We start from the raw sequence: 26,383 nt of genomic DNA, 5'->3' as shown, positions 1-26,383 counted from the left end.
CTCCCCGTTGCGCGGCTTCTCGCTCTGTTTTGGCTACCGCTGCGCCAGCATAATTTGAATTGCCCTGCTTGCGCACCGGTGTCCGATCACGGCGACCCTGGGCACTGCCGGACTCTTCCCGCCTTTCAGCATGGCTGCTTGCCAGCTGAATCCCATACCGCTCCTCCATGAACACCGGAATCCTCTACGCCAGCCTGGCCTATGTCGCCTGGGGCCTGCTGCCCCTGTACTTCCGCCAGGTGGCCGATGTGCCTGCGCTCGAGGTGGTGGTGCACCGCACCGCCTGGGCGCTCATGTTCCTGCTGGCGGTGCTGGGCCTGCGCCGCCAGTGGGTCTGGCTGCCGGCGCTGCTGCGCCAGCCCCGGGTGGTGCTGGCCTTTGCGCTGTCGGCGCTGCTGCTTTCGTCGAATTGGCTGACCTATGTGTGGGCGGTGCAGAACCAGCATGTGGTGGACGCCAGCCTGGGCTACTTCATCCTGCCGCTGGTCAACGTGGCCATGGGCTTCTTCTTTCTGCACGAGCGGCCCCGGCGCGGGCAGTGGGTGGCGGTGGCCGTGGCGGCCGCAGGGGTCCTGTGGCTCACAGTGCAGACGGGCCGACTGCCGTGGATCGCGCTGGTGCTGGCGCTCACTTTCGGGGTCTACGGCCTGCTGCGCAAGCTGGCGTCCCTGGGGGCACTGGAAGGTCTGACGCTGGAGACGCTGATGCTCGCGCCCCTGGCCTTCGGTGCCATGGCCTGGTGGGCCTGGCACGGCCAGGGCGTGCTGGTCCAGGGCGGTGCCGCCGCCATCGGCTGGCTGGCGCTGGCGGGGCCGCTCACGGCCATCCCGCTGCTGTTGTTTGCCGCCGGTGCGCGCCGGCTGCCCCTGGCCACGCTGGGCATCCTGCAGTACATCTCGCCGAGTCTGCAGTTCGCCCTGGGTGTCTGGCTGTTCCATGAGCCCCTGCAGCCGTCCCGGCTGGCAGGCTTCGTGCTTATCTGGGCGGCGCTGGTGGTCTACAGCCTGGAGGGCTGGTGGCAACTGCGCGTGGGGACCCCAGCGGCGGCACCAGGCCGCTGAACTGTGGCGCAAAAGCCATGGCAGATGCTGCCGCTACGGGGAAACACGGGGGTGTTTGTGAAAGGCTGTATCTAAAATACCGGGTCCCTTGATCGGGACCCCCAAGACTGTGCGCGTGCGCCAAGTCTGTGCGCCGGGGCCCCTGGCTCTGGTGGCTGTCCATTGACTGAAAAAATCGAACTTTTCCAACCAAGTGCACAGACCACCATGGGCGCCACCTCCCCTTTCTCGACGCTTTTCGGGCGCAAGAAGCCGCTGTTTGCCAACACGGACGCCTTTCCCCTGACGGACGCCATCCTGGAGTTCGATGACTCCAGCGACGAGGCCGCGGTGCAGCGCCACCACTCGCGACGGGAAATGGACCTCTCCGGCCAGCCGCGCGACCGGGCGGCAGCCCAGCGCTGGTGGGTGGCCAGCGGCCTGATCGCACTGTATTTTCTGGCCCTGCTGGGCTTTCATGCCATGGACCTGGTGCAGGCACGCACCGTGTTCGTCGCCCTGGCGCTGATCGCCGTGGGCGTGCCGGGCTTTGCCCTGGCTTTTGCGCTGGGGCTGCACCACCGCGCCAAGGAAAAGCAGCTCAAGCTGCCCATTGCCATGGTGGCCTGCGCAGGCCTTCTGGTGCTCTGCTACCTCGATCCCATCCTGCAGATCCTGCTGGCGCCGTTTGCCTTCATCGTGGTCGCCTATGCCATGTACCGGGTCTCGGGGCGGGCGCTGATGTCGCTGGCCGGCATGCTGATGGCGGGCTACGGCCTGGTGATCGCCATGCACCATGCCGAGCAGGGCAACGAGGCGCTGCTGCGGTTGGAGCTGGCGCACTGGGTAGCGCTGGCGCTGGCGCTGCCGGCCTTCATCCTGCTGATCGGCAAGGTGCAGAAGCTGCACCGGGTGCTGCACCGCGCGAGCCGCAAGATCCGCAACATCCAGGAAGATGCCCAGCGCGACACCCTGGTGGGCTGCTTCAACCGGCGCTACACGGTGGCGGCGCTCGAAGAGCAAAAGCAGCTCGCCGACGAGAGCGGGATCCCGCTGTGCCTGGCGGTGATCGACCTGGACCACTTCAAGCGCATCAACGACGAGCTCGGCCACCTGGGCGGCGACGAGGTGCTGCGCACCTTCTCGCGCGTGGCGCAGGACAACGTGCGCGCGGGCGATATCTTCGGGCGCTATGGCGGCGAGGAGTTTCTGCTGATCTTCCCGGGCACCTCGCTGCTGCCCGCGCTCAACACCTGCGAGCGCATCCGCGCGCACGTCGAATCGCACGCCTGGACCGGGGCGCTCAAGAGCCGCGTCTCGGTGTCCATCGGCGTCACGCAGTACATCCTGGGCGAGTCGGTGCTCGAGTTCTTCTCGCGCGCCGACACCGCCATGTACATGGCCAAGGAAGGAGGGCGCAACCAGGTGGTGGTGGAAGAGCCCGTCTCCAAGGGCGATTCGTCCATCACGCCGGTGGGCACCGAAAAGGACTTTCTCGGCACCCCAGCGCCCTGATCAGCCGCCGATCTGCCCCGGCATGAAGTGCAGCAGCACGGTGGTCATCACCAGGTAGCGCATGAACTTGCCCACCGCCATGTAGGCCAGGCAGGGCCAGAACGGCAGCTTGAGCCAGCCGGCCACCGCGCACAGCGGGTCGCCCACCACGGGCAGCCAGCTGAGCAGGCAGGCGCGCGCGCCGAAGCGCTCCAGCCAGGCCAGTGCGCGCACATTGGTGGCATGCCCGCGCGCCTTGTCCACGGCCTTGTGGGCCCCGAGGCCCATCCACCAACTGACGCCGCCGCCCAGGGTATTGCCCACCGTGGCCACCAGGATGGCCGGCCAGTACATCTGTGGGTTGAGCTTGATGAGGCCGAACACCGCCGGCTCCGAGCCCAGCGGCAGCAGCGTCGCCGAGATGAACGAGACGACGAAGACGGTGCTCAGGCCGAACTGCGGCAAGGCCAGCCATTGCATCAGCTGGTGCATCCATATTTCCATGCACCGGAGTTTAGAGGGGGCCTGCGCACCCAAAGCCGGGTAAAGGCTCCGTCCTACACGGGGGTGCGCCATCCGCGCATGTCCCATCGCCGGGTGGATTCGTATCGTTCATGGACGCTAGCGCTCAAGCAGGAGGCCCTCATGCAAACCATCCACCGCACCCCCAACGTCCCCCACCGCAGCCCCTGGCTGTCGCTGGCAGCGGCGGCTTTGCTGGCGGCATGCGTGCAGAGTCCCCAGGCGGCCGTCCCCCAGCCAGCGGGCGCATCCAACGTGGTCCAGGACCGCGGCTGTGGCGCCACGGGGCAGCCGGCTGCCCTGCGCTCCGTCGAAGATGGCCTCCGTGCCCAGGGCATGGCGCTCAAGGCGCAGTGCAATGCACAGACCGGCGCCTGGACAGTGCGGGTGGTCGTGGTCGATGGCCTGCGCGCCAGCAAGGTCGTGCGCGGCCCCCTGGCCGATGGCGGCGAGGTGGACATGGGCACGCCCGCTGGTGTGGTGGCCCCGGCCACCGAGAACTTCTCGCCGGACGTGCACCACAACCGCGACTGGCTGCGCAGCCTGATGGCGCGCCACCAGTTCGACAACCTGCCCGATGCCTGGTGGCACTATGCCCAGCGGGGTGCGCCTGTGCAAGCGGGCGACACCGACCTCGCCGCGCGCTGACAGGCCTTCCCCAAGGGAGGGGGCAAGGGGCTTGTTGCACTGCAGCACAAGTCCTCCAAAAAAGTCGCGCAGATTTCATTTGCTGAAATTTTAAGCAGGTACAATCCTGCCTCCTTTTTCGGCATTCGCGGCATTCGCGTACCCCCATCCCCTTCATGCAGATCGGCCACATTCCTTTGGCGAACAGCCTGTTCGTCGCCCCGATGGCGGGCGTCACCGACCGGCCGTTCCGCCAGCTGTGCAAGGCGCTGGGGGCAGGCTATGCCGTGAGTGAAATGGTGACCTCGCGCAAGGACCTGTGGAACAGCCTCAAGACCTCGCGCCGGGCCAACCACGAAGGGGAGCCCGGGCCGATTGCCGTGCAGATCGCCGGCACCGATGCGCAGATGATGGCCGAGGCCGCGGTCTACAACGTGGAGCGCGGCGCGCAGATCATCGACATCAACATGGGCTGCCCGGCCAAGAAGGTGTGCAACAAGTGGGCGGGTTCTGCCCTGATGCAGGACGAGGCGCTGGCCGTGTCCATCGCGCAGGCGGTGGTCGAGGCCTGTGCACCGCACAAGGTGCCCGTCACGCTCAAGATGCGCACCGGCTGGTGCCAGGAGCACAAGAACGCCGTGGCGCTGGCGCGCCAGTTCGAGGCCGTGGGCATACAGATGCTCACGGTGCACGGGCGCACGCGCGAGCAGGGCTACAAGGGCCATGCCGAGTACGACACCATCGCCGCCGTGAAGGCCGCGGTGCGCGTACCGGTGGTGGCCAATGGTGACATCACCTCGCCCGAGAAGGCGCGCGATGTGCTGGCCGCCACCGGGGCCGATGCCATCATGGTCGGCCGTGCGGCCCAGGGCCGGCCCTGGATCTTCCGCGAGATCGGCCACTTCCTGGCCACCGGCGAGCACCTGGCCCCACCCCTGGTGGCCGAGGTGCGGCGCCTGCTGCTCGACCACCTGCAGGACCACTACCACCTGTATGGCGAGCTGACCGGCGTGCGCAGTGCGCGCAAGCACATTGCCTGGTACCTGCGCACCATGCCCGGCGGCGAAGCTTTTCGACAACACATCAACACCATAGAGGACTGCGTGGACCAGTGGCAGGCGGTGGCGGACTATCTGGATGCCCTGGCGCAGCAGATGGACCGCTTTCCCGCCGCGAGCACACTGGCGGCCGACGCAGACCCCAGCGAAGAACAAGAGGGATTGGCTGCATGAGCAAGAAACATATTGAAGAATGCGTGCGCGAGAGCCTGCAGGGCTACTTTCGCGACCTGGGCGGCGAGACGCCCGACGGCATGTACGACATGCTGGTGCGCGTGGTCGAGCGCCCGCTGCTGGAAGTCGTGATGCAGCAGGCCGACAACAACCAGTCGCGCGCCGCCGAATGGCTGGGACTGAACCGCAACACCCTGCGCAAGAAGCTGGTGGAGCACAAGCTGCTCTGATGCCCTGTTGCGCCGGGCAGTGCTTGCGCTCCCCACTACCGCGGTGCAGTTGCCGGCAACTGCACCCCACCCGATTCCAAACTCCTTTACCGACCCGCCATGAACGCACTTCTTTCCGTCTCCGACAAAACCGGCATCGTTGAATTTGCCCAGGCTCTGCATGCCCTGGGCATCAAGCTGCTGTCCACCGGCGGCACGGCCAAGCTGCTGGCCGACAAAGGCCTGCCCGTGACCGAGGTGGCCGAGGTCACGCAGTTCCCCGAGATGCTGGACGGCCGCGTCAAGACCCTGCACCCCAAGGTGCATGGCGGCCTGCTGGCACGCCGCGAGCTGCCCGAGCACATGGCGGCGCTCAAGGAGCATGGCATCGACACCATCGACCTGCTGGTGGTCAACCTCTACCCCTTCGAATCCACCGTGGCCAAGGCCGGCTGCACACTGGCCGATGCCATCGAGAACATCGACATCGGCGGCCCGGCCATGGTGCGCAGCGCCGCCAAGAACTGGAAGGACGTGGGCGTGCTGACCGACGCCTCGCAGTACCCCGCGGTGCTCGAAGAGCTCAAGGCTGCGGGCAAGCTCTCGGACAAGCTGCGTTTCGCGCTGTCGGTGGCCGCTTTCAACCGCATCGCGCAGTACGACGGCGCCATCAGCGACTACCTCTCGTCCGTCACCTTCGAAGAAGAAAAGCTGTCCGAGACCTACGTGCCTGAGCGTGCCCAGTTCGCTGGCCAGAGCAACGGCATCTTCACCAAGGTGCAGGACCTGCGCTACGGCGAGAACGCGCACCAGCAGGCTGCGCTGTACCGCGACCTGCACCCCGCGCCCGGCTCGCTGGTCACCGGCGTGCAGTTGCAGGGCAAGGAACTGTCGTACAACAACATCGCCGACGCCGATGCCGCGTGGGAATGCGTCAAGAGCTTCGAAATCCCGGCCTGCGTCATCGTCAAGCACGCCAACCCCTGCGGCGTGGCCGTGGGCCTGGATGCGCTCGACAGCTACAGCAAGGCCTTCCAGACCGACCCCACCAGCGCCTTCGGCGGCATCATCGCCTTCAACCGTCCGGTGGACGGCAAGGCCGCGCAGCAGATCTCCAAGCAGTTCGTCGAGGTGCTGATGGCCCCCGACTTCACGGCCGAGGCGCTCGAAGTCTTCAAGGCCAAGGCCAATGTGCGCCTGCTCAAGATCGCGCTGCCGGCCCATGGCGGCAGCACCGATTGGCAGCGCGGCCGCAACGCCATGGACGCCAAGCGCATCGGCTCGGGCTTGCTGCTGCAGACCGCCGACAACCATGAGCTGTCGCTGACCGACCTCAAGGTCGTGACCAAGAAGCAGCCCACGCTCGAAGAGATGGAAGACCTGCTGTTCGCCTGGAAGGTGGCCAAGTACGTCAAGAGCAACGCCATCGTCTTCTGCAAGGGCGGCATGACCATGGGCGTGGGCGCCGGCCAGATGAGCCGCCTCGATTCGGCCCGCATCGCCAGCATCAAGGCCGGTCACGCCAACCTGAGCCTGCAGGGCACGGTGGTGGCGAGCGACGCCTTCTTCCCCTTCCGCGACGGCCTGGACGTGGTGGTCGATGCGGGTGCGACCTGCGTGATCCAGCCCGGCGGCTCCATGCGCGACAACGAAGTCATCGCCGCCGCCGACGAGCGCGGCGTGGCCATGGTCTTCAGCGGCGTGCGCCACTTCCGGCATTGAGCCGTTGGCGATGCGTTGGCATCGCCACCTGCAAAATAACAAAGGCGGCCCGGGCCGCCTTTTTCTTTGGACGCAGGCAGGGTCAGGCCGCCACGATGCGCCCGCGCCCTGCGGCGCCGGCCAGCACCTTGAGCGATTTGTCGGTGCTGGCCGTGTAGTTGCGGCTGTTAATGGTGTTCACGTACACCCAGTCGGCGCGGCATTCGGTGGGCGTGGCAGTGAGCACCATGTAGCCGCGGCGCGAGGTGTCGCAGTATTTCAGCGTCTTGATCAACTGCTGCAGGGCGCCGGCCAGCACGGCCGGATTTTCCTTGGACAGGTATTCCTCGAAGCCGGGCGAGGTGACGGAGGAGGTGGCGAACTCCACGCCCACGGCATTGCCGTTCATGTCGGCCAGCTCGTTGGCCCAGGCGTTGTGGGTGTCGCCGGCCAGCACCACCAGGTTCTTGTCCAGGCCACGGGCCATGCCCAGCACGGTTTCGCGTGCGGCCTGGTAGCCGTCCCAGGCGTCCAGGTTGTACGGGATGGAGGGTTGCGCGAGGACGGCCTTCTCGGTGGCCGTCAGCGTGGCCGGTGCCGCCTGGGCCTTGGCGACCATGGCGGCGTATTGCGATACCGAGACGCCCGTGCCGGGCTGCAGCGTGTCGATGAGGATGGGCGCAGGGATGTTCATGCGCCCCATCAGCACCTGCTGGCCCAGTACCTGCCAAGTGGCGTTCGATGCTGCCATCTGCTGCTGCAGCCACTGGGTCTGGGTGGCACCCATGAGCTGGCGCGTGGGCGCCCCCACGGCTGCGGTGAAGCCCGCCGCATCGAAGCCGTTGGCCGTGAAGAAGCGTGCATAGTCGACCTGCTCGTCGCGCCCGATCACGCGCGTGTCGAGCATGTGCAGGGCGACCAGGTTGCCGAAGGCGAAGCTGCGGTAGATCAGCTCGGGCTGCGCGTTGCGGGTGGGCATCCACTCGTGGTAGGCCTGCATGGCGGCGGCCTTGCGCGTGGCAAAAATGCCTTCGGTGGCGCTCTGGTGGTTTTCGGCGCCGTTCATCCAGGTGTCGTTGGCGATCTCGTGGTCGTCCCACACGGCGATCATCGGGGCCACGGCATGCAGGGCCTGCAGGTCCAGGTCGCTGCGGTACTGCGCGTGGCGCGTGCGGTAGTCGGCCAGCGAGAGGATCTCGCCCGCGGGCTGGGCCAGGCGGCCCAGTTGCTCTGCATTGGTGGAGGCGTAGCCGCCGCGCGCGTACTCGTACAGGTAGTCGCCCAGGTGCACCGTGGCGTCGAGGTCGTTGCGGCGTGCCGCGTCGGCATAGACGTTGAAGTAGCCGGTCGGGTAGTTGGCGCACGAGAACACGGCCAGCCGCACCTGCGCCACGCTGCCGGTGGGCAGGGTGCGCGTGCGCGCCACGGGCGAGGTGGCTGCGTAGGACGTGAAGCGGTAGTAATACTGCGTGGCGGGCTTGAGGCCTGTGGCATCGACCTTGACGGTGAAGTCGCGGGCGGCCGTGGCGGTGGCCGTGCCCTGGACCACGATGGTGGAAAAGGCGGCATCGCTGGCCAGTTCCCAGCGCACGGGGATATCGTCGCGGTAGTCGGCCGGCGGGGTGACGCGGGTCCAGAGGATCACGCGGTCGCTCAGCGGGTCGCCACTGGCCACGCCATGGGCAAAGCGCACCGCGGGGCCGTCATCGCTGCCGCCACAGGCGGCCAGCGGCAAGGTGCCCAGTGCGGTGGCGCCGAGCGCCAGCTGGCGCACGAAGACCCGGCGGCCGGCATCGGCCGGAGCGGCATGGTCGGTTTCAGCGCCTTCGGGATGCAGCAGGTTGGTCAGAGGGCGGTCGGAGCGGGGAGGGCGGTTCATGGGGGCGATCCTTTGAAACCGCCAAGCCTCGCACGGTGCCGTGACGGATCGATGAACCGGCCCTGCCGCTGCCTGCCGGATGGCCGGGCCCTACGCGCCCGGGGGCATTCCAAAATCCATCGGCAGGCCCACGTAGTTCTCGGCCAGCGCGGTCGATGCCGCGCGCGAGTGGATCAAATAGTCGAGCTCGGCCTCCTGCATCTTCTGGCCGAACTCGCCGGTGTCCGGAAAGCGGTGCATCAGCGAGGTGAACCACCACGAGAAGCGCTCGGCGCGCCAGACGCGGCGCAGGCAGCGGTCGGAGTAGGTGTCGATGCCGGCGCTGGACTTCTCGCCGTAGTAGTCGGCAAACGCGTTCCACAGGTAGCCCACGTCGCTGGCGGCCAGGTTCAGGCCCTTGGCGCCGGTGGGCGGCACGATGTGGGCCGCGTCGCCCGCGAGGAACAGGCGGCCGAAGCGCATGGGCTCGGCCACGAAGCTGCGCAGTGGGGCGATGCTCATCTCCAGCGCCGGGCCGGTGACCAGGTTGTCCCGCGCCTCAGGGTCCAGCCGGTTGCCCAGTTCGGCCCAGAACTGGTCGATGCTCCAGTTCTCGACCTTGTCGGTGTCGGGCACCTGCAGGTAGTAGCGGCTGCGCGTGGTGCTGCGCATGCTGCACAGCGCGAAACCGCGCTCGGTGTTGGCGTAGATCAGCTCGTGCGAGACGGGCGGCACGTCGGCCAGCACGCCCAGCCAGCCAAAGGGGTAGACGCGCTCGTAGGTCTTGAGCGCAGCGGCCGGCACGCTGGCGCGGCAGACGCCGTGGTAGCCGTCGCAGCCGGCGATGAAGTCGCACACGACCTCATGCGTCTGGCCGTCCTTCTCGTAGGTCACACGCGGCTTGCCACCGTCGAAGTCGTGCACGCTCACGTTGCCCGCCTCGTACACGGTGGTGAGGCCCGCGGCGGCGCGCGCGTCCATCAGGTCGTGCGTGACCTCGGTCTGGCCGTACACCGTGACGCGGCTGCCGCCAGACAGGGCGTGCAGGTCGATGCGGTGGCGCGCGCCCTTGAACAAGAGTTCGATGCCATCGTGCGGCAGGCCCTGGGCGTGGGCGCGGGCGCTCACGCCGGCCTTTTCCAGCAGGTCCATGGTGACCTGTTCAAGCACGCCGGCGCGGATGCGGCCGAGCACATAGTCGGCGCTGCGCTGTTCGATGATGACGGCGTCGATGCCGGATGTGTGCAGCAACTGGCCGAGCAGCAGGCCGGCCGGGCCGGCGCCGATGATGGCAACCTGGGTACGCATGGAGGAACCTCGCAAAGCTGGGGGATGAAGACCCTGAGAACTGGCTCAGAGGCATGGCCCAAGCGTAGGTTGATGCAGGTCAAAGCGCGATGCCGCCAGGCCGGTTGCGTGCGATCAGTGGATGCTTTGTGCGATGATCGCGCAATCCTTTGTCCATGACCTCCCCCGCCCCCACCATCGCCAAGGCCGACCTCATCGAAGGCATGGCCAAGGGCATGGCCGTGCTGGAGAGCTTCGACACCGAGCGCCAGCGCCTCAACGCCACGCTGGCCGCGCAGCGCACCGGCCTCACGCGCGCGGCGGCGCGCCGGCACCTGCTCACGCTGGCGCACCTCGGGTACCTGGAGAGCGATGGCAGCTATTTCTGGCTGGCGCCCAAGGTGCTGCGCTTCTCGGGCAGCTACCTGGCGTCGGCCCGGCTGCCACGCGTGCTGCAGCCCACGCTCAACCGCCTGGCCGCGCAGACCCAGCAGTCCTTTTCGGCGGTGGTGCTCGATGGCAGCGAGGTGGTGATCGTGGCGCGCAGCGGGGTGTACGGCGCGCCCTCGCGCGTGCTGGCCTATGGCCTGCACCTGGGTGCGCGGCTGCCGGCGCACCCCACGTCCACCGGGCGGGTGCTGCTGGCGGCGCTGCCCGCGCCACAGCTCACGGCCTGGCTCAAGGGCGCTGCGCTGCAGCGGCTCACGCCCCATACCCTTACCCAGGTCGGCCCGCTGCGCCAGGCCATCGCGCGTGCGCGGCGCGACGACTGGTGCCTGGCGGTGGAAGAGCACGAGCTGGGCGTGCACGCCCTGGCCGTCCCGCTGCGCAACCTGCAGGGGCAGACCGTGGCGGCGCTCAATGTGGTGGCCTCACCCAAGCAACTGGACGAGGGCAGTCTGCAGCGCGAGATGCTGCCGCTGCTGCAGGAAGCCGCCCGCGAGTTGCGCGGGCTCCTGTGACCGATTGCCTACAGCCGGCTAACGTCGTTGGGGCGCCTTGCCGTGCTACAGCACTGTCTGCGGCTCCCCGCCTAGTTATCCGGCCGAATGCGAACCGGCTGGACGCGCTGCTTATTTTGCGAGCGTCTTGAAGACTTCGCGCGCGGCGGCCACCGTGGTGGCGATGTCCTCTTCGCTGTGGGCCGAGCTCACGAAGCCGGCCTCGTACAGCGCAGGCGCTATATAGATACTGCGGTCCAGCAGCCCATGGAACAGCTGGTTGAAGCGGGCGCTGTCGGTAGTCAGCACCTCGGGGTAGCTCTGGGGCAGGTTGGGCAAGAGGAAGAAGCCGAACATGCCGCCTTCGCAGTCGGCGCTGAAGGGTACGCCCTCGGCGGCCGCGGCGGCCTTGAGGCCATCCACCAGCGATTGCGTGCGGGCCGACAGGGCGTCGAAGAAGCCGGGCTTCTTGATCTCGCGCAGCGTGGCCAGGCCGCAGGCCGTGGCCACCGGGTTGCCTGACAGCGTGCCGGCCTGGTACACCGCGCCAATGGGGGCCAGGTGTTCCATGATGGCGCGCGGCCCGCCGAAGGCCGCCAGCGGCATGCCGCCGCCGATGACCTTGCCCAGCACCGTGAGGTCGGGCTTGAAGCCGGGGATGCTCTTGGCGTACACGCCCTGAGCGCTGGTCAGGCCGACGCGGAAACCCGTCATCACCTCGTCCAGCACCAGCAGCGCACCGTATTCGGTGCACAGCTCGCGGCAGCGCTGCATGAAGGGCACGCTCGCGCGCACGAAGTTCATGTTGCCGGCGATCGGCTCGATCATCAGGCAGGCCAGGTCCTTGCCGTGCAGGGCGAAGGCCTCCTCCAGCTGGGCGATGTCGTTGTACTCCAGCACCAGGGTGTGTTGCACCACCTCGGGCGGCACGCCCGCGCTGGTGGCATTGCCGAAGGTCGCCAGGCCCGAGCCGGCCTTGACCAGCAGTGCATCGGCATGGCCGTGGTAGCAGCCATTGAACTTGATGATCTTGCTGCGGCCGGTGGCGCCGCGCGCCAGGCGGATGGCGCTCATGCCGGCCTCGGTGCCCGAGCTGACCAGGCGGATCATCTCCATCGAGGGCACCAGGCCGATGATCTCCTCGGCCAGTTCCACTTCGCGCTCGGTCGGCGCGCCGAAGCTGAAGCCTTCCAGCGCGGCCTTCTGCACCGCCTCGACCACGGTGGGGTGGCCGTGGCCCAGGATCATGGGTCCCCAGGAGCCGATGTAGTCGATGAAGCGCTGGTCGTTGGCGTCCCAGAAATGGGCGCCCTGGGCACGCTTGACGAAGCGCGGCGTGCCGCCCACGGCCTTGAAGGCGCGCACGGGCGAATTCACGCCGCCCGGGATCAGGGCCTTGGCGCGTTCGAACAGGGGAATGTTGAGGTCAGTGCTTTGTGTCATGGGGGGGCATCACGAAACCTTCGATGGCCGTGGTGTCGTCAAGGGCGGCTTCTTCGTCTTCCCCGTCCTCATCGTCGGGCTGGGCCCAGAACATGCGGTCGGGCACGATGTGCCCCATTCCGGGGCGAAAGCCGGCATCCAGGCAGCGGTCCAGGTAGCCCAGCGCCTCGCTGGTGGCCTCGCCCAGGTCGTTGCCGCTGGCCACCAGGGCGGTGAGCGCCGCCGAGAGCGTGTCGCCCGCACCCGAGAAGGTGGCATCGAAGAGTTCGAACTTGCCGCTGCCCAGCACCGTCTGCGGCGAGGCCAGCACGTTCTCGACGAACTGCTCGGGCAGGGGGATGCCGGTGACCAGGGTGTAGGGCACGCCCATCTCGGATGCGGCCCGGGCAATGTCGCGTGCGGTCGGGTTGCGGTCGCTTTTCCAGTCCGGCAGCAGCCAGCGCCACAGCGTGCTGTGGTTTCCAACCAACACTGAGGTCTGCGGCAACAACAGCTCGCGGAAGGCGTCCAGGTACTCGTCGATCTGCTCATCCGTCCACCAGGACAGGTTGGGCATGTACGCTATCACTGGGACTTCGTCATAGTCTGTGGTTATTTCGGCGATGGCGCTGATGTTCTCGGGGCAGCCCACGAAACCCACCTTGATGGCCTGCACGGGCATGTCCTCGAGCACGGCCCGGGCCTGCTCCGAAACGGCCTCGTCGTCGAAGCTGAAATGGTCGAATATCTGCGCCGTATCGCGTGCGTAGGCGCCTGTGACCACCGCGATGGGGTGGCCGCCGACCGATGCGATGGTGGTGATGTCGGCCGTCAGGCCGCCGGCACCGCTGGGATCGTTGGCGTTGAAGACCAGCACGCAGGCCGGGCTCGCTTCGTCGCCGGATGCGTCGTCGATGTCATCGATGTTGGAGGGGGAAGGTGCGGAAGATGTCATGGGCCAGTGGCAGCATAGGGGGTGGCAAGGAAGCCGCAGCCCGGGGAGATGACTAGATACAATCGTTGCATTCTATGTGAAGGCCCTTTAAGCTGTGACCGACTCTAAAACTTGGATGTGTTTGATTTGCGGGTGGATATATGACGAGGCACAGGGTGCGCCCGAGCACGGCATTGCCCCCAACACTCCATGGGAGCAGGTTCCCATGAATTGGACCTGTCCGGAATGTGGCGCCCGCAAGGAAGATTTCGAGATGGTTCAGATTTGAGGCGCGGCTCCTGCCGCGCTGTTTATTTTTCCATCGGGAGCATTAGCAATTGACTACAACAGGCGCATCTTTCAAAGTGCTCGTGGTGGATGACAGCAATACCATCCGCCGAAGCGCCGAGATTTTTCTCAAGCAGGGGGGGCACGAAGTCTTGTTGGCAGACGACGGCTTTGATGCTTTGGCGAAAGTGAACGATTACCAGCCGCAGCTGATTTTCTGTGACATTCTCATGCCCAAGCTCGACGGGTACCAGACCTGCGCGATCATCAAGCGCAATGCCCGTTTCGCAGATACCCCGGTGGTGATGCTGTCCTCCAAGGACGGCGTATTCGACAAGGCGCGCGGGCGCATGGTCGGCTGCCAGGAATATCTCACCAAACCGTTTACCAAAGACCAGTTGCTGCAGGCTGTGCAGCAATTTGGCAATTCCCAACAAGGAGCGATGTAATGCCCATCCAGAAAGTTCTGGTCGTCGACGATTCGAAGACCGAGTTGATGTTTCTGACGGACCTGCTGCAGAAAAAAGGCATGCAGGTGCGCACGGCCGAGAACGCCGAAGAAGCCTTCCGCCGCCTGGCCGAAGACAAGCCCGACCTGATCCTCATGGACGTGGTGATGCCCGGCCAGAACGGCTTTCAGCTCACGCGTGCGATCACCCGTGATCCTCTGTACGCCGACGTGCCCATCATCATGTGCACCAGCAAGAACCAGGAGACCGACCGGGTCTGGGGTATGCGCCAGGGTGCGCGCGGCTACATCACCAAGCCGGTGGATCCCGCCGAGCTGCAGGCCAAGATTGACGCGCTGAACTGAGGCGGCGGCGCTTTCATGGCCAACCGCGAAGCCCTCCGCGAGCTACAAGTCCGACTGGCCAGCCGCCTGCAGGCCGCCAGAACGGAAGGCTTGTCCGTATCGTCCTGGCTGGCTGTAGAGACAGCAGGGCAGTACTACCTTCTACCTCTCGCCCAATCGGGCGAGATTTTTCCTTGGGTCACCGTCCAGCCCGTGCCGTACACGCAAAGCTGGTTCCTGGGTGTCGCCAACCTGCGCGGCGGCCTGGTCGGCGTGGCCGATCTCGCCGGCATGCTGGGCACCACGGTCACGCGCACCGAGCAGGCCCTGTCCGAGGCCAGCCTGCTGGCCTTCAATGCCGTGCTCGAGGTGAATGCCGCGCTGCTGGTGGACCGCCTGGCCGGTCTGCGCGGCACGGACTCCTTCGTGTCGTCCGAGCCTCCTGCGCCGGAGTCTCCGGCATTCTTCGGCACCACCTACATCGATGCAGGTGGCGCGCGCTGGCAGGAGCTCAATCTGCAGATCCTGTCCCAACATCCCGCTTTCCTGAGCATCAGTGCTTGAGTTTTTCTGTAAGGCTGCACCATGTCCGTCGTCAATCAATTTGGAAAACTGTTCAACCGGAAGCCCGGCACGCGGGACGCCGCAGCGGGCCACGCCGCAGCCGATGACGGCCAGGACGTGCTGGGGACCGGTTCGCTCGAGGCAGCCGCGCTGCGCGAGTACCAGAGCGACGCGATGAACAGCGTGCAGGGCGACCCCGGTGGCTATGCCACCGAGATCGGCGAGGTCGATGGCGACCAGGACTTGATCTCGCTGCCGGTGCTGGGGACTTCCACGGCCGCCGGCCACCAACGCCGCCTGCTGGCCCTGCTGGCCATCGGTGTGGTGGTGCTGGGCGCGATTGCGGCCTGGGTGCTGCAGCAGGCGGACCGCTCCGCACAGCAGCTCGCCGCTACCGGCCAGTCCCTGATGCAGTCGCAGCGCCTGGCCAAGTCGGTCTCGCAGGCCCTGGTGGGCAGCCCCCAGGCCTTCCCCGACGTGGTGGAAAGCTCGGGCGTGCTGGCGCGCAACGTGCGCGCCCTGACCGCTGGCGACAACGAACTCGGCGTGCAATCGCTGGGCGAACCCTACAAGCCCGACCTGGATGCCGTGACGCCCCTGATGGAGCGCGCAGAGCGCAACGCCGGCGTGGTGATGGGCCAGCAGAAGATCCTGACCCAGGTGGGCGACGCTCTGCGCACCATCAACCGCCAGTCGTCCGACCTGCTGGAAATCGCCGAAACGGTGTCCTCGCTCAAGCTGCAGCAGAACGCCCCCGCGGCCGAAATCTCCGCCGCCGGCCAGCTCGTGATGCTGACCCAGCGCATCGGCAAGTCCGCCAACGAATTCCAGACCATGGAAGGCGTGAGCCCCGAGGCCGTGTTCCTGCTGGGCAAGGACTTGAACTCGTTCAAGGAAATCGCCCAGGGCCTGCTCGACGGCAGCCCCGAACTGCGCCTGGCCGCCACCAAGGACGCACAGACGCGCGAGCAGCTCGAGGCCCTCGTGAAGCTGTACGAGCAGACCCGCACGCAGGCCAGCGCCATCCTGGGCAACCTGCAGGGCCTGGTGTCCGCCCGGGAAGCACAGTCCGCCATCATTGCCGACAGCGAGCCGCTGCGCCGCCAGCTGGAAAACCTGCAGGGCAAGCTGTCTGCGCAGACCGGTCTGGGCGCCGGACAGATCGGTGCCCTGGCCCTTGCCGCCCTGTTCGTGCTGGCTTGCGGTGTCGGCATCTCGCGTGTGCAACTGCTGGACAGCCGTGGTCGCCAGACCGCTGCCGAATCGCAGCAAAAGGACGCCAAGCGCCAGGAGCAGGAAGCCAAGCGCGTCAACGACGCCAACCAGGCCGCCATTTTGCGTTTGATGAACGAACTGCAGTCGGTCGCTGAAGGTGACCTGACCCAGGAAGCCACCGTGACCGAGGACATCACCGGCGCCATCGCCGACTCGGTGAACTACACGGTGGAAGAACTGCGCCAGCTGGTGGGCAGCGTGCAGAATACGGCGACCCGCGTGGCACAGACGACGGCCCAGGTGGACTCCACCTCGACCGAACTGCTGGCCGCCTCGACCGAACAGCTGCGCGAAATCCGCGAAACCGGCCGCTCGGTTCTGGACATGGCGACCCGAATCAACGAAGTGTCCACGCAGGCGCAGGAATCCGCCACGGTGGCCCGCCAATCGCTGCAAGCCGCCGACTCGGGTCTGCAAGCCGTGCAGAACGCCATCGGCGGTATGAACTCCATCCGCGACCAGATCCAGGACACCTCCAAGCGCATCAAGCGCCTGGGCGAATCCTCGCAGGAGATCGGTGAAATCACCGAACTGATTTCCGACATTACCGAGCAGACGAACGTGCTGGCCCTGAACGCTGCCATCCAGGCCGCATCCGCCGGTGAAGCCGGCCGCGGCTTCTCGGTGGTGGCGGAAGAAGTGCAGCGCCTTGCTGAACGCTCCGCAGACGCCACGCGCCAGATCTCGGCGCTCGTGAAAGCCATTCAGACCGACACCCAGGATGCCGTGGCCGCTATGGAACGCTCCACGCAGGGCGTGGTGGAAGGGGCCCGCCTCTCCGACTCCGCCGGTACTGCGCTGACCGAGATCGACCGCGTGTCGCGCCGCCTTGCCGAACTGATCGAACAGATCTCGTCCTCGACCTCCCGCGAAGCCGTTCTGGCAAACGAAGTGGCCGACAACATCCAGCACATTTTTGCCGTGACGGAGCAGACCGGAGAAGGCACCCGCACGACGGCCCAGCAGGTGCGCGAACTGTCGCACATGGCCGAAGAACTGCGCCAGTCTGTCGCCCGTTTCAAGATCGCCTGAGGCGATCCGTAGTCATCAACCAGCTGGCTCATTGCAGCCGGGGACTAACCCATGCCATCTATTGATGTCAAAAATGCACCGGCCGCAGACTGGACCCAGGGAGATCAGGACCTGGGTCCTTTGGCCTGGGTGCTGGACGAACTGCGCAAATCCCTGGGCGGTGCCGTCAAATCCATGCGCCGCTTCGTGCGCGATGTGGAAAGCGCCAATGAATCCGACCTGGCCGCGCTCGACGCCGGTGCCCTGCGCATCGCGCGCCAGCAACTGCACCAGGCCAGCGGCGCGCTCGAAATGGTGGGCATGGGCCCGCCAGCGCTCGTGCTGCGCGCCATGGAAGCAGCGGTGCAGCGCTTCGTGCAACGCCCCGAGCTGTGCACCGACGAGGCCACCAACACCATCGAGAAGGCCAGCTTCGGCCTGATTGAATTCCTGGAAAGCGTCCTGGCCGGCAAGTCCATCTCGGCAGTGGCCCTGTTCCCCCAGTACCGCGATGCCCAGGCCCTGGCCGGTGCCGAGCGCGTGCACCCAGCCGACCTGTGGCCCGTGGAACGGCGCTTTCGCGAGCCCGAGGTCACCATCCCCGCACAGCCCCTGCCGTACGGACCCCAGGCGCGCGGCCAGCTGGACGCGGCCGTGCTGCGCATCGTCAAGTCGGGCGACCTCAAGGCCGCCCGCGCCATGTACGACACCTGCCTGGGCTTCGTGGCTGCCCAGCAGGACCGCCAGTCGCGTGCCTTCTGGAAGATCTGCGCCGCCTTCTTCGAGGCCTTTGCCGGCGGCCTGCTGCCACCCGACGTGTATGTGAAGCGCGTGGCCTCGCGCGTGCTCATGCAGTACGCCACCCTGGCCAAGGGCGACCCCACCATCGCCGACCGCCTGGTGCAGGACCTGCTGTTCTTCTGCTCGCAGGCCACCGTGCCTGCGGGCGCGGAGGCCAGGTTCCCCGCGCTGATGAGCGTGCGCCAGGCCTTCAGCCTGGACCGCTTCAAGCCCGTGGACTACGAGACCGCGCGCTTCGGCCGCTTCGACCCGGCCGTGCTGGCCCAGGCCCGAAAGCGCATTGCCGCCGCCACCGAGACCTGGTCGGCCCTGGCCGGCGGTGACCGCAACAAGATCAAGCCCGCTGCCGACCAGTTCAGCCTGGTCTGCGATTCGCTGCGCAAGCTCAGCCCCGGCAGCGAGAAGCTGGCCACGGCGCTCACGCACGTGATGGACGCCACCACCCGGTCCGGCGAGCCGCCATCGGCCGCGCTGGCCATGGAAGTGGCCACCTCGGTGCTGTACCTGCAGGCCGCGTTCGAGGAGCTCGACGCCGCCGAGGACCAGATGGCCGAGCGTGCCGCCCGCCTTTCCGAACGGCTCGAAGCCGTGGGCGCCGGTGCCGAGCCCGAGCCCCTGGAAGCGTGGATGGAAGAGCTGTACCGCCGTGTCAGCGACAACCAGACCATGGGCAGCGTGGTGGACGAGCTGCGTGCCACCCTGGCCGAAGCCGAGAAATCGCTCGACCTGTTCTTCCGCGACCCCAAGGATGTCGCCGTGCTGGCGCCGGTGCCTGGCCACATGGCGCAGATGCGCGGCGTGCTGTCCGTGCTGGGCCTGGACCAGGCCTCGCTGGCCGTGGTGCGCATGCGCGACACCGTCGACCGCCTGCTCATCAACGAAATTCCCGAGGAAGAGCGCCAGCCCGCCTTCGAGAAGCTGGGCAGCAGCATGGGGGCCCTGGGCTTCCTGATCGACATGCTGAGCTACCAGCGTGCCATGGCGCGCAAGCTCTTCGTCTACGACGAGGAACAGGGCGAACTGCGCATCCTCACCGGCCGCACGCGCTCGCGCGCCACCGACAGCACCCAGGAAGCCACGCCGGCCAAGCTCGAAGAGCGCGCAGCCATTCCGCTGCCCGACGTGGTGCCGCGTTTCCCGGTCGAAGAGCCGGAAAGCGCCCCCACCGACTTCTCGCCACTGCCGGGTGAATTCTCGGCACCAGCCCCGGCGCCCGCGCCGGTGGAGCAACTGGCTCCCGAGATCGGCTTCGGTCATCTGGGTGCCGCTCCCGTGGCGCCCGAGCCGGCTCCTGCGCCGGCACCTGTGGCCGCTCCCGCGCCGGTGGTATCGGCGCCGGTGGTGCGGCCGCCCGTCGCCGTCGAGGACGAACTGCTCGAGATCTTCCTGGAGGAAGCGCGCGAAGTGGTCGCTACCGGCCTGGCTGCCATCGCCACCTTGCGCAACGAGCCGGGCGAGCTGAGCGAGCAGACCACGCTGCGCCGAGCCTTCCACACCCTCAAGGGCAGCTCGCGCATGGTGGGCCTCAACGACTTCGGCGAAGCCGCCTGGTCGATGGAGCAGGTGCTCAATGCCTGGCTGGCCGAGCAAAAGCCCATGCAGCCCCCCCTGCTGCAGCTGTCCACCGATACCTTGCATGCCTTTGGCGACTGGGCCGACAGCCTGGCGTCGGGCACGCCGACACACTGGCAGCCCGAGGCCTTCCGCAAGGCGGCAGAGGCCATGCGCCAGGACGGCAAGCTCCTGTCCCTGACGCCGGGCGCTGCCGAACCTGCCGCCGCCGAGGAAGTGCCCCTGATCGACGTGCCGGCCGACATCGTCGCCGAGGCGCCGCCCGAACTTCCGGCCACCGTGCCGCAGCCGGTGGAGGAGTTCGTGCCCGTGCCGGAACTGGTCGAGGAGCTCCCTGCTGCCCTGGAGCCCGTGCCCGAAGCCCTGCCGCAGGAAGAGGAAATCGTCCACGCCGACTTCGTTTCCACCGAGGTTCCTGAAGACGCGGTCGAGCCGGAGATCATCGCGTTCGAGGCGCCCAAGGAAGTGCCCGACACCAGCTCCACGGTCACCGAAGAGATCGACTTCGCGGTTTTCGCCGATGCCGTCGCCCAGGCACCCGGCAGCCCCGAGCCGGCTCCAGCCATCGAGCCTGCCGTCGTGGCCGAGCCGGTGGCAGCGGCGCCGGCCGGGGTGGACTTCGATCTGCCGATGCTCGACACCTTCGAGATCGCTGCAGAGCCCGCGCCGGCACCCGTGCCCGAGCCCGTGGTGGAGGCCGTGTCCGGCACGCCGTTCGAATTCGCACTCGACGACCAGTTGCTCGAAGCCGGTGCCCCGGCGCCCGCACCAGCCGAGGCCTTGCCCGAGGCCGAAGCCCTGCAGGCCTTTGCCCCTGAGCCCGCGCCGCAGGAACCGGTCCTGGTGGCCGAGCCCTTCGCCCCCGCCGAAGAGGTGTTGGAGCCCCTGCCCGAAGTCCTGCCCGAAGTCGCGGCAAGCCCCGCCGCGCCTGCGGTCGCTGCGCCCGTGGCCGACGAGGCATCGTTCGACGAGGCCGTCAAGGTCATCGAAACCCTGCGCATCGGCATCCCGCTGTACAACGTCTACCTGAACGAAGCCGACGAATGGTCGCGCCGCCTCGTCACCTGCCTGCAGGAATGGTCGCTGGAGCTGCACGAACCCCTGCCGGACACGGCCGTGGCCCTCGCGCACTCGCTGGCCGGCAGTTCCGCCACGGTGGGCTTCACCGCCCTGTCCGAACTGGCGCGCGTGCTGGAGCATGCGCTGCAGCATGTGCAGTTGCAGACGCGTGGTTCCGAAGACCAGGCCCGCGTCTTCATGGATGCCGCGGAAGACATCCGCCGCCTGTTGCACCAGTTCGCTGCCGGCTTCCTCAAGGAGCCGAGCCAGGAGGTCCTGGCCGCACTGCGCCTGATTCTGGAGACCGAGGTCGACAACACCCTCACGCCGCCCGAGGACGAGGCCGACGACATGCCGGTCCCGGAAATGACGGACTCGGTGGTCGCTGCCCTCGATGCCCTGGAGAGCCCTGCTGCCACCGAACCACCTGCGGCGGCCCCTGCCGTGGTGGAGCCGCCACCGGTGACCGCGGTGGTTCCCACCGGCCACGTGGCGCCTGCGCTGTCGGCCGTGGTGCACGACCACGACCAGGACGTGGACGATGCCATCGCCCGCGCCGTGGAGCTGTCGTCCGACATCGACGACGACATCGACGCCATCGACGTGATCGACCCCGACCTTTTCCCGATCTTCGAGGAAGAGGCCCAGGAACTGCTGCCCCAGCTCGGTGGTGCCCTGCGCCAGTGGGCGTCGCGCCCCGACAACCTGGGTGCCCGCAGCGAAGTGCTGCGCGCCCTGCACACGCTCAAGGGCAGTTCGCGCCTGGCTGGTGCCATGCGCCTGGGTGAAATGGCCCACCGCCTGGAGTCCGCCATCGAGCAGCTCGATGTGGAGACCGTCACCAGCGCCGAGATCGAGCCGCTGCAAGGCAGCTTCGACGGGCTGGAGGCCAACTTCGCCGCGCTGAGCGCCATCGGTAGCCAGGACCCGGCCGACGCCGTCGTCGCGCTGCCCGTGCCGACCCGCAGCGAAACCCCCGCTCCTGAAGCGCCTGCGGCCCTGGCCGCGGTCGCTGCTGCCCCGGCCCCGTCGGAGCAGCGGCCCGTGGCGGCCTCCGCGGCCCCGGCCGTGCGCCTGCCCGGTCCTTCGCAACTGGCCCCGCTGCGCGTTGCGGCCAACCAGTCGGTGCGCGTGCGCGCCCAGATGCTGGATCGCCTGGTCAACCAGGCCGGCGAGGTGATGATCAGCCGCTCGCGCCTGGACGTGCGCCTGTCGCAGTTCCGCTCTTCGCTGACCGACCTGTCGGGCAACTTGGACCGCCTGCGCCTGCAGCTGCGCGACATCGAAGTGCAGGCCGAATCGCAGATGCAGTCGCGCCTGGCCCTGTCCAAGGATTCGGCGGCCGGCTTCGACCCGCTGGAGTTCGACCGCTTCACCCGTGTGCAGGAACTCACGCGCATGATGGCCGAGTCGGTCAACGACGTGGCCACCGTGCAGCGCAACCTGCAGCGCACCATGGAAGGCGCCGAAGACGACCTGATCGCCCAGGGCCGCCAGGCGCGCGAACTGCAGCGCGACCTGCTGCGCACCCGCATGGTGGAGTTCGAAGGCATTGCCGAGCGCCTGTACGCCGTGGTGCGCCAGGCCTCCAAGGAGACCGGCAAGCAGATCAAGCTCGACATCACCGGCGGCTCCATTGAAATGGACCGCGGCGTGCTGGACCGCATGACCCCGGCCTTCGAGCACTTGCTGCGCAACTGCGTGGCCCACGGCATCGAGAACCCCGAAGCCCGTGTGGCCGCCGGCAAGCCGGCCTCGGGCACCATCACTGTGGACCTGCACCACGAAGGCAACGACGTGTCGGTCGAGTTCCGCGACGACGGCGCCGGCCTGAACCTGCCGCGCATCCGCGAGAAGGCCATTGCCCAGGGCCTGATCGAGCGCGGCCTGGAACTCAGCGATGCCGACGCCGCCAACCTGATCTTCACGCCCGGTTTCAGTACCGCCAGCGAAGTCACCGGCCTGGCCGGCCGCGGCATCGGCATGGACGTGGTGCGCTCCGAGATCAACGCCCTGGGTGGCCGCATCGAGACCACCAGCCAAACCGGTCAGGGCACGGCTTTCCGCATGGTGCTGCCGCTGACCACGGCCGTGACGCAGGTGGTGATGCTGCGTGCCGGCGACCTGTCCATCGGCGTGCCCGCCAACCTGGTGGAGATCGTGCGCCGCACCTCGGTGGCCGATCTGCAGGAAGCCTACAAGGCCGGCCACTTCGACGACGGGCTGGAGCAACTGCCCTTCTTCTGGGCCGGCGCCCTGCTGCAGGCGTCGGCCCGCAGCCATGAAACCGTCGGCAAGACCCGCCCGGTGGTGATCTTCCGAAGCGCTTCGCAGCGCATCGCCATGCACGTGGACGAAGTGCTGGGCAACCAGGAAGTGGTGGTGAAGAACCTCGGGCCGCAGCTGTCGCGCCTGCCCGGCCTGGCCGGCATGTCCGTGCTGGCCTCGGGTGCCGTGGTGCTGATCTACAACCCGGTGGCCCTGTCCACCGTGTATGGCGACCAGGTGCGTGCCGCCAGCGAGAACCTGCCGATGGTCACCGACAAGGTGGAAGCCGGCGCGCCCGCCGGTACGCCGCTGTCCTCCGGTGTCAACCAGGTGCCGCTGATCCTGGTGGTGGACGACTCCATCACCGTGCGCCGCGTCACGCAGCGCCTGCTGCAGCGCGAAGGCTACCGCGTGGCCCTGGCGGCCGACGGCCTGCAAGCGCTGGAGCGGCTGCAGGAAGAGCGTCCGACCGTGGTGCTGTCGGACATTGAAATGCCGCGCATGGACGGCTTCGACCTGGCGCGGAACATCCGCGCCGACGGGGCCCTGCGCGACCTGCCCATCATCATGATCACCTCGCGGATCGCCGAGAAGCACCGCGAGCATGCCATGGAGCTCGGGGTGAACCACTACCTGGGCAAACCGTACTCGGACGAAGAGCTGCTCAGCCTGATCCAGCACTACGCCCGCATCGCCGCTGCCGCAGAGGCCTGACCCACCAAGCAACGCCTGCACCCTCACCGGTGCAGGCGTTGGTTTTTGGGGGATGGGCGAAGCGGCTTTTTCGTGTCCCACTGCCTAACCAGAGAACCCGATGGAGTCGACTTCACCCGGTGGCGACAGCCGCCTGCTTGCCTGCCTGGCCTTGGTCGCGCGCGAGGGCGCGTCCGACCTGTTCCTGTTGGCGGGCGCTTCGCCCACGGTCAAGCGCCAGGGCCTGTACGTGCCCATCTCGCGCCAGGTCATGGGCGCCGAAGACATCCGCGTGATGGCCTACTCGGTGATGCGCAAGGCGCAGCGCGAGGAGTTCGAGGCCACCATGGAGTGCGATCTGTCGTACACCACGCCCGATGGTGAGCGCTTTCGCTTCAACATCCACATGCAGCGCGGGCAGGTCGGCATCGTGGTGCGGCATGTGGTCTCGCACATTCCGCAGCTCGACCAGCTCGGCCTGCCGCCGGTGCTCAAGCAACTGTCCTTCCTCAACGGCGGGCTGATCCTCACCGTGGGGGCCGCCGGCTCGGGCAAGACGACCACGCTCGCGGCCATGCTGGACCACCGCAACGAGCACGCCAACGGCCACATCCTCACCATCGAGGACCCGATCGAGTACCTGCACAACCACAAGAAATCGCTGGTGACCCAGCGCGAGGTGGGCCTCGATACCCTGTCCTACGACGAAGCCCTGCGCCGCGCCATGCGCGAGGCGCCCAGCGTGATCCTGATCGGCGAAATCCGCGACCGCGCCACCATGCAGCATGCGCTGCACTATGCGCAGTCGGGCCACTTGTGCGTGTCCACCCTGCACGCGCACAACGCCAGCCAGTCGGTGCAGCGCATCCTGAACTTCTTCCCGGAGACGGCCCACCAGCAACTGCTGATGGACCTGTCGCTGAGCCTCAAGGCCGTCATTGCGCAGCGCCTGATCAAGAGCGTCAAGGGCACCCTGGTGCCCGCCACCGAGGTCATGCTGCTCACCCCCTTCGTGGCCGATCTGATCCAGAAGGGCCAGGTCGACGAGCTCAAGACCGCCATCATCCGCGGCAGCGAGCAGGGCATGGGCAGCTTCGACCAATCGCTGCTGGCCCTGGTGGAAGCCGGCACCATCACCCCGGCCGAGGCCGTGGCCAATGCCGACAACCGCACCGATGTGACCCTGCGCCTGCGCCTGGCGGCCGGCAACGGTCTGGCCATCGATGACGGCGGCATGCAAATGGCCGAAAAGCCGCGCGACCCCATCTCGCGCTTCTGACCTGCCGCGCACGCGGGTGCGCTTTCAGTCTGCTGCCGTCTTCACCACCGCATAGCGCTGCAGCGTGCGCTCACGCGCCTCGTCGTGCGCCACGATGGGGTGCGGGTAGTTTTCTCCCAGCACCACGTCGGCCGCCTGCAGCTCCAGCGGCGTGGCCTTCCATGGTGCGTGCAGGGCCGCATCGGGCAGGTAGGCCAGCTGCGGCAGGTACTTGCGGATGAACTGGCCCCGGGCGTCGAACTTCTCGCTCTGGCTCACGGGATTGAAGATGCGGAAGTAGGGCTGTGCATCGCAGCCGCTGGAGCTGGCCCACTGCCAGCCGCCGTTGTTGGCCGCCAGGTCGAAGTCGTTGAGGTGGGTGGCGAAGTACGCCTCGCCCCAGCGCCAGTCGATGCCCAGGTCCTTTACCAGAAAGCTGGCCACCACCATGCGCAGGCGGTTGTGCATGTAGCCCGTCTGGTTGATCTGCGCCATGGCGGCGTCCACCAGCGGGTAGCCTGTGCGGCCCTCGCACCAGGCTGCGAACAGCTCCTTCGCATGGGGCCCTTGCTCCCATTCGATGGCGTCGTAGGCCGGCTTGAAGCTGTGCCCCACCACATGCGGGTGGTGGGCCAGGATCTGGTGGTAGAAATCGCGCCAGATCAGCTCGCTCAGCCAGGTGGCCGCCCCTGCATTGCCTTGCACCATCAGCCCGTGGGCAGTGCGCGCCAGCAGGCGCGGCGAGATGGTGCCAAAGCGCAGGTGCACGCTCAGGTAGCTGGGCCCCTTCACGGCCGGAAAATCCCGCGCCTCGCCATAGCGCGCAATGCGCTGGCGAAAGTCCTCGAACAGCTTGTCCGCCCCGCTGGCGCCCGTGGGCAGGGCCTGCCGGTTCAGGTCCGAGGGCTCGAATCCCAGCGCTTTCAATGTAGGCACTGCATGGGCATGCGCCTTGGGCCGGGCTGCCAGGGCTTTGGCATGGCGCTCCACCGGGTAGCTCTTGAGGTAGAAGGCATCCAGCTTCTTGAGCCAGGCGTTCTTGTACGGCGTGAACACGCTATAGGGCTTGCCTGTCTGGGTCAGCACCTCGTCGCGCTCGAAGACCGTGTGGTCCTTGGAGGTGTGAAACGCCCGCCCGGCCGCCGCCAGCCGCGTGCGCACCCGGCTGTCGCGGGCCAGGGCCTGCGGTTCGTCGTCGTGGTTGGTGTAGACCGCATCGACCGCGAGCTCCTTCGCGAGGGCGGGAATGGCGTCGCTGGCCACTGCGTGCAGCACGATCAGCCCGCCCATGGCATGGCCCGATAGGCTGCGCAGCCGCTCGTCGAGTTCGACCAGCGACTCGCGGATGAACTCCACGCGCCGGTCTTTTCTGGGCAGCGGATCGAGGATTTCCGTGTCGAACACGAAGGCGCAGTGCACGGCACGGCATTGGGTCAGCGCGTGGTAGAGGGCCGCGTGGTCGCTGGCGCGCAGGTCGCGCCGGAACCAGACGAGACCGGTGGAATAAGAGGGCTCCATGTTCACCGTTAAAATT

General features: G+C 67.4%; 20 protein-coding genes. 14 read left to right on the top strand and 6 right to left on the bottom strand.

Features of this window, described 5'->3' with window-relative positions:
• Window positions 1–167: 167 nt before the first annotated feature.
• Window positions 168–1,061 carry an EamA family transporter RarD gene (rarD, locus tag AC07X5_RS07520; RefSeq protein ID WP_494769622.1) on the top strand — a complete coding sequence of 298 codons (894 nt, stop codon included), beginning with the start codon at window positions 168–170 and terminating at the stop codon, window positions 1,059–1,061.
• 207 nt (window positions 1,062–1,268) lie between these two features.
• Window positions 1,269–2,555: a GGDEF domain-containing protein gene (locus tag AC07X5_RS07515; protein ID WP_494769621.1), complete on the top strand. Its 1,287-nt coding sequence runs from the start codon at window positions 1,269–1,271 to the stop codon at window positions 2,553–2,555.
• Here AC07X5_RS07515 and AC07X5_RS07510 read toward each other — a convergent pair whose 3' ends face one another.
• Window positions 2,556–3,026 carry a YqaA family protein gene (locus AC07X5_RS07510; protein ID WP_409959913.1) on the bottom strand — a complete coding sequence of 157 codons (471 nt, stop codon included), beginning with the start codon at window positions 3,024–3,026 and terminating at the stop codon, window positions 2,556–2,558. It lies immediately after the preceding gene.
• Between the two features lie 153 nt (window positions 3,027–3,179).
• Here AC07X5_RS07510 and AC07X5_RS07505 point away from each other — a divergent pair, with 153 nt between their 5' ends.
• The 4 genes from AC07X5_RS07505 (at window position 3,180) to purH (ending at window position 6,846) form a co-directional block, all read left to right on the top strand.
• Window positions 3,180–3,704 carry a D-Ala-D-Ala dipeptidase gene (locus tag AC07X5_RS07505; protein WP_494769620.1) on the top strand — a complete coding sequence of 175 codons (525 nt, stop codon included), beginning with the start codon at window positions 3,180–3,182 and terminating at the stop codon, window positions 3,702–3,704.
• Between the two features lie 155 nt (window positions 3,705–3,859).
• Window positions 3,860–4,915: a tRNA dihydrouridine synthase DusB gene (gene dusB, locus AC07X5_RS07500; protein WP_494769619.1), complete on the top strand. Its 1,056-nt coding sequence runs from the start codon at window positions 3,860–3,862 to the stop codon at window positions 4,913–4,915.
• Window positions 4,912–5,145, top strand: coding sequence for a Fis family transcriptional regulator (locus AC07X5_RS07495; RefSeq protein ID WP_015015597.1), 234 nt, complete (start codon window positions 4,912–4,914; stop codon window positions 5,143–5,145). Before dusB ends, AC07X5_RS07495 begins: the two co-directional genes overlap by 4 nt.
• Window positions 5,146–5,244: 99 nt before the next feature.
• Window positions 5,245–6,846, top strand: coding sequence for a bifunctional phosphoribosylaminoimidazolecarboxamide formyltransferase/IMP cyclohydrolase (gene purH / locus AC07X5_RS07490; RefSeq protein ID WP_494769618.1), 1,602 nt, complete (start codon window positions 5,245–5,247; stop codon window positions 6,844–6,846).
• Between the two features lie 82 nt (window positions 6,847–6,928).
• Here the strand turns inward: purH and AC07X5_RS07485 are convergent, their stop codons facing one another.
• Together AC07X5_RS07485 and pobA are read right to left on the bottom strand one after the other, a co-directional pair.
• On the bottom strand, window positions 6,929–8,704 hold the full coding sequence (locus tag AC07X5_RS07485) for an alkaline phosphatase D family protein (protein WP_494769617.1): 1,776 nt from the start codon (window positions 8,702–8,704) through the stop codon (window positions 6,929–6,931).
• 90 nt (window positions 8,705–8,794) lie between these two features.
• Window positions 8,795–9,991, bottom strand: coding sequence for a 4-hydroxybenzoate 3-monooxygenase (gene pobA / locus AC07X5_RS07480; protein ID WP_494769616.1), 1,197 nt, complete (start codon window positions 9,989–9,991; stop codon window positions 8,795–8,797).
• A 155-nt stretch (window positions 9,992–10,146) separates the two neighbouring features.
• Between pobA and AC07X5_RS07475 the strand changes: the two genes are divergently transcribed.
• Complete coding sequence (locus tag AC07X5_RS07475; protein WP_494769615.1) at window positions 10,147–10,932, top strand: IclR family transcriptional regulator domain-containing protein; 786 nt, start codon at window positions 10,147–10,149, stop codon at window positions 10,930–10,932.
• 111 nt (window positions 10,933–11,043) lie between these two features.
• Here AC07X5_RS07475 and hemL read toward each other — a convergent pair whose 3' ends face one another.
• Both hemL and thiD read right to left on the bottom strand, forming a co-directional pair.
• Window positions 11,044–12,354 (bottom strand): glutamate-1-semialdehyde 2,1-aminomutase, encoded by a 1,311-nt coding sequence (gene hemL / locus AC07X5_RS07470; RefSeq protein WP_494769614.1) that lies wholly within the window; start codon window positions 12,352–12,354, stop codon window positions 11,044–11,046.
• A complete protein-coding gene (gene thiD, locus AC07X5_RS07465; RefSeq protein WP_494769613.1) occupies window positions 12,338–13,288 on the bottom strand; it encodes a bifunctional hydroxymethylpyrimidine kinase/phosphomethylpyrimidine kinase in 951 nt (316 codons plus the stop codon). Before thiD ends, hemL begins: the two co-directional genes overlap by 17 nt.
• Before the next feature lie 94 nt (window positions 13,289–13,382).
• On the opposite strand from thiD, the gene AC07X5_RS07460 reads away from it, so the two are divergent.
• The 7 genes from AC07X5_RS07460 to AC07X5_RS07430 all read left to right on the top strand — a co-directional run bounded on the left by AC07X5_RS07460 (window position 13,383) and on the right by AC07X5_RS07430 (window position 24,870).
• Complete coding sequence (locus AC07X5_RS07460) at window positions 13,383–13,556, top strand: rubredoxin (RefSeq protein ID WP_409959927.1); 174 nt, start codon at window positions 13,383–13,385, stop codon at window positions 13,554–13,556.
• Between the two features lie 49 nt (window positions 13,557–13,605).
• Complete coding sequence (locus AC07X5_RS07455) at window positions 13,606–14,004, top strand: response regulator (RefSeq protein ID WP_005796099.1); 399 nt, start codon at window positions 13,606–13,608, stop codon at window positions 14,002–14,004.
• Window positions 14,004–14,369 carry a response regulator gene (locus AC07X5_RS07450; protein ID WP_007853160.1) on the top strand — a complete coding sequence of 122 codons (366 nt, stop codon included), beginning with the start codon at window positions 14,004–14,006 and terminating at the stop codon, window positions 14,367–14,369. Before AC07X5_RS07455 ends, AC07X5_RS07450 begins: the two co-directional genes overlap by 1 nt.
• Before the next feature lie 15 nt (window positions 14,370–14,384).
• The gene (locus AC07X5_RS07445) at window positions 14,385–14,912 is read left to right on the top strand and encodes a chemotaxis protein CheW (RefSeq protein WP_409959930.1); all 528 of its coding nucleotides are present in this window, start codon (window positions 14,385–14,387) and stop codon (window positions 14,910–14,912) included.
• A gap of 21 nt (window positions 14,913–14,933) precedes the next feature.
• Complete coding sequence (locus tag AC07X5_RS07440) at window positions 14,934–17,219, top strand: methyl-accepting chemotaxis protein (RefSeq protein WP_494769612.1); 2,286 nt, start codon at window positions 14,934–14,936, stop codon at window positions 17,217–17,219.
• Between the two features lie 51 nt (window positions 17,220–17,270).
• Window positions 17,271–23,612 (top strand): hybrid sensor histidine kinase/response regulator, encoded by a 6,342-nt coding sequence (locus AC07X5_RS07435; protein WP_494769611.1) that lies wholly within the window; start codon window positions 17,271–17,273, stop codon window positions 23,610–23,612.
• 100 nt (window positions 23,613–23,712) lie between these two features.
• Window positions 23,713–24,870 carry a PilT/PilU family type 4a pilus ATPase gene (locus AC07X5_RS07430; RefSeq protein ID WP_409960733.1) on the top strand — a complete coding sequence of 386 codons (1,158 nt, stop codon included), beginning with the start codon at window positions 23,713–23,715 and terminating at the stop codon, window positions 24,868–24,870.
• 24 nt (window positions 24,871–24,894) lie between these two features.
• Here the strand turns inward: AC07X5_RS07430 and AC07X5_RS07425 are convergent, their stop codons facing one another.
• Window positions 24,895–26,367, bottom strand: a complete 1,473-nt coding sequence (locus AC07X5_RS07425) for a cryptochrome/photolyase family protein (protein WP_494769610.1) — start codon at window positions 26,365–26,367, stop codon at window positions 24,895–24,897.
• Window positions 26,368–26,383 lie beyond the last annotated feature (16 nt).

The sequence above is a fragment of the Acidovorax sp. GW458-11-26-14-TSB4 genome, from assembly GCF_059423865.1.
The sequence above is the reverse complement of the archived record's forward strand: the minus strand, read 5'-3'. Positions and strand labels throughout refer to the sequence as shown.

What these genes read in the sequence shown, in the direction of transcription:
- rarD (WP_494769622.1), top strand. Translation starts at nt 168, where the DNA reads ATGAACACCGGAATCCTCTACGCCAGCCTGGCCTATGTCGCCTGGGGC.
- AC07X5_RS07515 (WP_494769621.1), top strand. Translation starts at nt 1,269, where the DNA reads ATGGGCGCCACCTCCCCTTTCTCGACGCTTTTCGGGCGCAAGAAGCCG.
- AC07X5_RS07510 (WP_409959913.1), bottom strand. Translation starts at nt 3,026, where the DNA reads ATGCACCAGCTGATGCAATGGCTGGCCTTGCCGCAGTTCGGCCTGAGC.
- AC07X5_RS07505 (WP_494769620.1), top strand. Translation starts at nt 3,180, where the DNA reads ATGCAAACCATCCACCGCACCCCCAACGTCCCCCACCGCAGCCCCTGG.
- dusB (WP_494769619.1), top strand. Translation starts at nt 3,860, where the DNA reads ATGCAGATCGGCCACATTCCTTTGGCGAACAGCCTGTTCGTCGCCCCG.
- AC07X5_RS07495 (WP_015015597.1), top strand. Translation starts at nt 4,912, where the DNA reads ATGAGCAAGAAACATATTGAAGAATGCGTGCGCGAGAGCCTGCAGGGC.
- purH (WP_494769618.1), top strand. Translation starts at nt 5,245, where the DNA reads ATGAACGCACTTCTTTCCGTCTCCGACAAAACCGGCATCGTTGAATTT.
- AC07X5_RS07485 (WP_494769617.1), bottom strand. Translation starts at nt 8,704, where the DNA reads ATGAACCGCCCTCCCCGCTCCGACCGCCCTCTGACCAACCTGCTGCAT.
- pobA (WP_494769616.1), bottom strand. Translation starts at nt 9,991, where the DNA reads ATGCGTACCCAGGTTGCCATCATCGGCGCCGGCCCGGCCGGCCTGCTG.
- AC07X5_RS07475 (WP_494769615.1), top strand. Translation starts at nt 10,147, where the DNA reads ATGACCTCCCCCGCCCCCACCATCGCCAAGGCCGACCTCATCGAAGGC.
- hemL (WP_494769614.1), bottom strand. Translation starts at nt 12,354, where the DNA reads ATGACACAAAGCACTGACCTCAACATTCCCCTGTTCGAACGCGCCAAG.
- thiD (WP_494769613.1), bottom strand. Translation starts at nt 13,288, where the DNA reads ATGACATCTTCCGCACCTTCCCCCTCCAACATCGATGACATCGACGAC.
- AC07X5_RS07450 (WP_007853160.1), top strand. Translation starts at nt 14,004, where the DNA reads ATGCCCATCCAGAAAGTTCTGGTCGTCGACGATTCGAAGACCGAGTTG.
- AC07X5_RS07445 (WP_409959930.1), top strand. Translation starts at nt 14,385, where the DNA reads ATGGCCAACCGCGAAGCCCTCCGCGAGCTACAAGTCCGACTGGCCAGC.
- AC07X5_RS07440 (WP_494769612.1), top strand. Translation starts at nt 14,934, where the DNA reads ATGTCCGTCGTCAATCAATTTGGAAAACTGTTCAACCGGAAGCCCGGC.
- AC07X5_RS07435 (WP_494769611.1), top strand. Translation starts at nt 17,271, where the DNA reads ATGCCATCTATTGATGTCAAAAATGCACCGGCCGCAGACTGGACCCAG.
- AC07X5_RS07430 (WP_409960733.1), top strand. Translation starts at nt 23,713, where the DNA reads ATGGAGTCGACTTCACCCGGTGGCGACAGCCGCCTGCTTGCCTGCCTG.
- AC07X5_RS07425 (WP_494769610.1), bottom strand. Translation starts at nt 26,367, where the DNA reads ATGGAGCCCTCTTATTCCACCGGTCTCGTCTGGTTCCGGCGCGACCTG.